5 protein-coding genes and 1 pseudogene are annotated in these 6,278 nt (G+C 66.6%); all 6 read right to left on the bottom strand.

The window, feature by feature from the left end; genetic code table 11:
* A pseudogene (locus PKH97_RS12405) lies at window positions 1-440 on the bottom strand (hypothetical protein); the annotation flags it as partial.
* Complete coding sequence (locus PKH97_RS12410) at window positions 437-1,420, bottom strand: sugar ABC transporter permease (protein ID WP_324387789.1); 984 nt, start codon at window positions 1,418-1,420, stop codon at window positions 437-439. The pseudogene PKH97_RS12405 and the gene PKH97_RS12410, both read right to left, overlap by 4 nt.
* A gap of 94 nt (window positions 1,421-1,514) precedes the next feature.
* The gene (locus tag PKH97_RS12415; RefSeq protein ID WP_324387790.1) at window positions 1,515-2,828 is read right to left on the bottom strand and encodes an extracellular solute-binding protein; all 1,314 of its coding nucleotides are present in this window, start codon (window positions 2,826-2,828) and stop codon (window positions 1,515-1,517) included.
* Between the two features lie 239 nt (window positions 2,829-3,067).
* The gene (locus tag PKH97_RS12420) at window positions 3,068-4,555 is read right to left on the bottom strand and encodes an aminopeptidase P family protein (protein WP_324387791.1); all 1,488 of its coding nucleotides are present in this window, start codon (window positions 4,553-4,555) and stop codon (window positions 3,068-3,070) included.
* A 42-nt stretch (window positions 4,556-4,597) separates the two neighbouring features.
* On the bottom strand, window positions 4,598-5,119 hold the full coding sequence (locus PKH97_RS12425) for a MaoC family dehydratase (protein ID WP_324387792.1): 522 nt from the start codon (window positions 5,117-5,119) through the stop codon (window positions 4,598-4,600).
* Window positions 5,120-5,251: 132 nt separating this feature from the next.
* The coding region (locus tag PKH97_RS12430) for a hypothetical protein (RefSeq protein WP_324387793.1) at window positions 5,252-6,278 on the bottom strand (1,027 nt) is incomplete at its 5' end.

The raw sequence follows: 6,278 nt of genomic DNA on the forward strand, positions 1-6,278 counted from the left end.
ACAACGAGCAGACCGACGATGATCACGAAGACGATGTCGCGGCCCTTCCACTCCATGAAGGTGAAGGCGTAGGCCGCGAAGGCCGCGATCAGGATCGGGATGATCGTCGCGGGGACGGTCACCACGAGGCTGTTGATGAAGGCCTTGCCCATGTTGACGCCGGAGGCGTTGTCGCCGAGCACCTGGGAGTAGTTGTTCAGGGTCCACTGGGTGGCATCCAGCGGGCTCTTGAACACCGTCCACCAGCCCGAGCTGAACTGGGCATCGCGGGTGCGGAAGGAGCTGATCAGCAGGCCGAGGGTCGGGATCGTCCACAGCAGGCACAAGAAGACCATGAAGGCCTTGACCAGCGGGCTGGCGCTGCCGGCGCCCGTCCCTGGCTTGCTCTGCTTGATGACTTGATCCGGCACACCGGTTCCGGGTTGCACGGTGGTGGTCATCGGGCGGCCTCCTCACGACGGAACTGACGGACCTGGTAGACCAGGACGGGGACGATGGCGATCATCAAGAGCACGACGATGGTCGCGGCGTACCCGTTGTTGCCCGAGGTGAACATCTCGTAGTAGAAGCGCCGGCCGACGACGTCGGTGTTGAATGCCCCATTGGTCGTGACATAGACGACGTCGAAGACCTTCATCACGCCGATGAGAACGGTGATGAAGACGGTGATGACCGTGCCCCAGATCTGCGGGACGACGATGGAGAAGAAGATCTTCCGCTCGCCGGCGCCATCGATCCGGCCGGCCTCGATGGTGTCCTCGGGGACCGACTTGATGGCGGCCGAGAGCAGAACCATGGCGTAGCCGACCTGGGTCCAGGTCAAGATGATCATCAGCAGGATGCTGTTGAAGTGCAGCGTGTCCAGTTGATACCAGGAGACCGGGTCCTTGCCGAAGAGCTGCATGATCCCGTTGAGCAGACCGGTCTGCGACTCGCCCACCGGCTGGTAGTCGTAGATCGCGCGCCAGATCGTCGCCGCGCCGACCATGGAGATCGCCATCGGCAAGAAGATGATCGTCTTGCTCAACTTCTCGCCCCGCGGCCGGAGCCGGTCGGCGAGCACGGCGACCCCGAGGCCGAGGACGACGACCGCGGCCGGGACGATGATGATCCACAGCAGGTTGTTGAGCAGAACCTGGAGGAATTCGCTCTCGGTCAGCAGATCGGTGTAGTTCTTGAACCCGACGTATCCGGTGGAGTCGGCATTGGCGAAGCTGTACTGGATGGTGACCAGCGCGGGGTAGATCAGATAGACCGCGATGGCGAGGATTGCCGGGCCGGCGAAGGCCCAGGGCTTGACCCGGTCCTCCCACTTGCCCTTCAGCGACTCGGACAGCTTGTTGAGGATCCAGAAGAGGAGCATCGCGCCACCGATACCGCCGACGATCGCGATCAATGCGTTGAGAATCTTGAGTGCCAAACCCTTGTCCTTTCTGTGAACGGGGCCGGTTACTGCCGAGAGCCCGGGCGCGCAACCACCGTCAGCGATGGCGCACCCGGGCGCTCGTCAGCGATCAGGACGTGGGCCAGCTCTTGTCGATGTTGTCGAGCATCTGGGTCTCGTCGATCTGACCGGTGATCCACTTGATCGGCTCGGTCCAGAAGGTGCCGGCGCCGACCTTGGCGGGCATCAGGTCGGACCCGTCGAAGCGGGCGGCCGAGGACTTGTAGAGGACTTCGGAGGCGATCGCCTGGAGGGTCTTGCTCGGGTAGAGGTTGACGTCGAAGGTCTTGTGCGGGCTGAAGTAGCCGGCCTTGCCCACCTCGATGCCGTTGTCCTTGCTGGCGATGAAGTTGCGCAGCTTGATGGTGTTGGCGTCGCCGTTGAAGGCCGCCGCCAGGTCGCCACCGACGAGGACCGGGTTGTTGCCGGCCTCCTTGGGCGGGAAGGCCGCGACGCCGACGGTCGTGTCGAGCTTGGCCAGGACGTTGTCCGGGAAGCCGCCCTTGCCGGCGATGAAGGTGGCCTGCTTGAACAGGTAGCAGCCGGGGGGCTGCTTGAACAGCGCGTTGCCGCCGGTCTGGAAGTTGGTCGAGGCGATGGCCTTGGTGCCGCCGAGGACATTGCCCTCGGTGAAGGCGATGGTGTGGAAGTAGTCGAAGGCCGCCTTGACCTCGGGGCTGTTGAACTTCAGCTCACCCTTGACCCACTTGTCGTAGCCCTCGGGACCGGCGGTGCGCAGGACGAGGTCCTCGATCCAGTCGGTGATCGGCCAGCCGGTCGCGGCTCCGGACTCGGCGGCGATGCACCAGGGGGTGTCGCCCTTGCCCTTGAGTTCGTCGGTGACCTTGAGCAACTCGTCCATGGTCGTCGGGAAGGTCAGGCCGGTCGCCTTCCAGGCGGCCTGGTCGTACCACAGGAGAGACTTGACCGAGACGGCGGACGGCAGGCCGTAGACCTTGCCGTCGCAGGTGCCCGAGGCGGAGAAGCCGGGGACGAGAGTCTCGTTGTCGGTGGCGACAGTGGCGTCGTCGTACGCAAGGATCTTGCCCTGCTTGGCGATATCGCACATCAGGCCGGGCTGGGGGAAGAGACCCACGTCGGGCGGGCTGCCACCGGCGATCCGGGTGCGGATCTCGGTGTCCCAGGACCCGGCCTTGGTGTACTTCACCTTGAAGCCGTTCTTCGCCGCGAACGCGTCGAGGTCCTTGTGGAAGGCGGACTCTTGCTCGTTGCCGAAGCCGTACATGACCTCGACCTCGGCCTTGCCGGCGCCGGTGGCGGTGCCGCTGGTGTTGGAAGTGCCGCCGCCGCCGCCGAGGCAACCGGTGGTCGTTGCGACCGCACCGATGGCGACCGCAGCAGTGAGGTAGCGCCTTGCGCCCATAAATGTCTCTCCTTGGATGGTTCTCGCGAGAACGCACCGTCAAGGCAGGAGCAGCGGCGCATTCCCGAGTCGAGGCCTGGGGTTAGGGCACTCAACCGACCGAACGATGCTCTGTTGTTGGACTGTCGTCAAGCATCAGGTCGGGCGTTGCCGAGATTTCAACCCGGCCGTGTCCAGATTGTTATGGAAACGCTTACACGCATTTCGACAGGCGGACGGCGGCCACTGCCGGCGGGGTCTCAGCGCGCCTGCACCGAGCGTATCCACGCTTCGACATCGGCACTGGACCGGGGCATTCCGGCGGAGAGGTTCTCGCATCCGTCGGCGGTGATGACGATGTCGTCCTCGATCCGTATGCCGATCCCCCGGAAGCGCTCCGGTGCCAGTTCGTCGTCGGCCTTGAAATAGAGCCCCGGCTCCACCGTCAAAACCATGCCGGGGAGCAGCTCGGCATCCATGTACTCCTCGCGGGTGGCCAGCGCGCAGTCATGGACGTCCAGGCCGAGGTGATGCGAGGTGCCGTGCACCATCCACCGCCGGTGGTATTGCCCGTGCTCCTTGTCCAAGGTGGCCTCGACGTCGATGCCGTCCGGCAGTAGCCCCCAGGCGTGGATGTGCTCGGCGATCACCCGGATCGCGGCCGCGTGGATGTCGCTGAAGGTGTTGCCCGGGCGGGCAGCGGCGATGCCCGCCTGTTGCGCGGCATAGACCGCGTCGTAGACCTCGCGTTGGGCGTCGGTGAAGGTGCCCGCTACCGGCAGGGTTCGGGTGATGTCGGCCGTGTAGAGCGCGTCGACCTCGACGCCGGCATCGACCAGGATCAACTCGTCCCCGGCGATATCGCCGGTGTTCTTGATCCAGTGCAGGGTGTTGGCATGATCGCCGGCGGCGCAGATCGAGTCGTAGCCGACGCCATTGCCCTGATGCCGCGCGTGCAGGCCGAAGATCCCCTCGACCCAGCGCTCGCCGCGGCCCCTGGCCGCGAGCTGCGGCAACTCGGCGATGATCGCCTCGAAACCCACTTGCGTGGCGTCCACCGCGGCCCGCATCTGCGCGATCTCGTAGTCGTCCTTGACCATCCGTGCGTGCGAGATCGTATGCGCGAGTTCATCGTCGGCCTCTTCCAGGGCCTCCTGGGCGCGGCCTTCCGAGACCCGGCGCTCGTCCAGTTGGGCGGTCAATTCCCTCTCCGCGTCGCGGATGACGCGCACCACCATCGTGGCCGCGTCCTTGGTCGCCGCGTCCAGGAAGTCGTCGAAGTGGCGACCCGCGAGGCCGAGCTCGGCCTCGATGTCGGCGATGCTCGGCCGGGCCCCGACCCAGAACTCGCCATAGCGGGCGTCGCCGAAGAACTCGTCGCTGTCGCGCCCGGCCAGGGGCCGGAAGAACAGGATCGCGTCGTGACCGTCGTCGGTGGGCTCCAGGACGAGCACCGCGTCGGGCTCGCGGTCGGCGCCCAGACCGGTCAGATAGGCAAAGGCGGTGTGCGGGCGGAAGACGTAGTCGGTGTCATTGCTGCGGACCTTCAGGCCGCCGGCCGGTATGACGAGCCGCTCACCCGGGTAGCGCGCAGACAGCGCGGCGCGGCGGGCAGCGGCATACGGCGCAGCGGGGGAGAGTTCGGGTCGGGCGCCGGCGGGCGCGGCCCAACCGGTCGCGACGAACGCACGGAACTCATCGGTGACGGCCCGGGCGCGGTTGTCCGCTTGCTTCTGCTGCTCGCTCACCCGCCCCACGCTACGCGAGAGCAGGTGCGGCAATGGGGGGGGTCAGCCGGTCCAGTTCTTGTCGGGCTGAGGAACCGGCCGGCCGGGCTGCTCGCCGCCCCTGGCTTGGAGGTAGCTGTTCTTGGGGACCATCACCTTGCGGCGGAAGGTGCACACGACCTTGCCGTCCTGGTTGTAGCCGATCGTCTCGACGTACACCACACCGCGGTCGTCCTTGGACGTCGACTCCCACTTGTCCAGGACCTTGGTCTCACCGTAGAGCGTGTCCCCGTGGAAGGTCGGGGCCACGTGCCGCAGCGACTCGATCTCCAGGTTGGCGATCGCCTTGCCGCTGATGTCCGGCACCGACATCCCGAGCAGGATCGAGTAGACGTAGTTGCCGACGACGACGTTCTTGCCGAACTGGGTCGTCTCCTCGGCGTAGTGGACGTCCAGGTGCAGCGGGTGGTGGTTCATCGTCAGCAGGCAGAACAGATGGTCGTCGTACTCGGTGACCGTCTTGCCGGGCCAGTGCTTGTAGGTCGCCCCGACCTCGAACTCCTCGTAGCTGCGCCCGAACTGCATGCCTGTCCACTCCTTCGTGCCGGATGAGGCTTCCATCCTTTACCGCCGCCGATGGCGTCGGTAGCCGCGCGGCGGGTGTGGTCGCTCACACGATGCGCGGTGTCTCGGCGCGCATGGTCTGGCCGGTGGCTGTCAGTACTTGGTGACGGTGGTCCGCGCGCCGTCGGGGGCGGTCCATTCGACCTTGGCGAAGGCCGCGCCGGCTGTGGTGCTGGACGCTGTGTAATCACTCCACAGCACCGCCCAGTCCGAGCCGGGGATCTGGACAATCTGCGGCTGCGTGAAGCCGTCGGTGGACCGATTCGGTGTGAGCGCCGGCGCGGTCGAGCCGCTGGGGACGAGCATCCCGAAGAAGCCGTCCATCGGGGAGTCCGTGTCCGCGCCTCGGCCGATCGAGAGCACCGGGTGCTCGGCGGTGGAGAGCCACCTCGATGCGTCGCCCCCCGACCCGGAGAAGGTGCCCACGGTGTCGGCGGCGTCCGAGACATACAGGGTGCGGTGGTCCCGGTCGGTCAAGGTGACCGAGGGGACGATCGCGCCGCTCTTGTCGTGCACGACGGCGTCGTGACTCATCCAGAGGATGTCGACAATCGAGTCGATGTCCTTGGGATTCTGGAAGGCGACCGCGAAGGCCTGCCATGGGCTGCCGACCATAGGCGCGCGGTCCGAGATCGACGCGTGATCGCCGTCCGCGGCATACGGCTGGACGACGGTGAACCGTGCCGCGGCTGCCGGCAGCACACCGACAATCGCCTGTATGCCGCCGCCCGTCCCCCAGGTGACCGCATCCGTGGACAGGCCCACGGTGGAGGAGCCGCCGATAGCTGTGAGAGCGTCGTTGTCACCGACCGTCGAGAAGGTCAGGTCTTGTCCGCCGGGGGCCGGGGTGCGCTGCCAGGTGACGGCGAAGTGATTAAGGCCAGGGATCTCGCTGGGGCCGGTCCCCGTGCCGAAAGAGGCATTGAGCGGCTCCATGATCGCGGTCACCTCGGGCGCCAGTGGCGCAGCGGTCGTTGCCGTGGTCCCCATCGGCGGTGCCGGGGTTGCGTTGCGAGAGAAGGCATCCTGCGCGACGAATCCGCCGACGGCGAGCGCCAGAACGACTGCGGTCGCGCCGCTCGCGACGGCGAACCGGCGCCGGCGCAGGGCGCGCCCGCCG

Source organism: Nostocoides sp. (assembly GCF_035343835.1).
GTDB lineage: Bacteria > Actinomycetota > Actinomycetes > Actinomycetales > Dermatophilaceae > Nostocoides_A > Nostocoides_A vanveenii.

Bases quoted from the DNA above. Each gene is read 5' to 3' on its own strand.
- PKH97_RS12415 (WP_324387790.1), bottom strand. From the start codon at position 2,828: ATGGGCGCAAGGCGCTACCTCACTGCTGCGGTCGCCATCGGTGCGGTC.
- PKH97_RS12425 (WP_324387792.1), bottom strand. From the start codon at position 5,119: ATGCAGTTCGGGCGCAGCTACGAGGAGTTCGAGGTCGGGGCGACCTAC.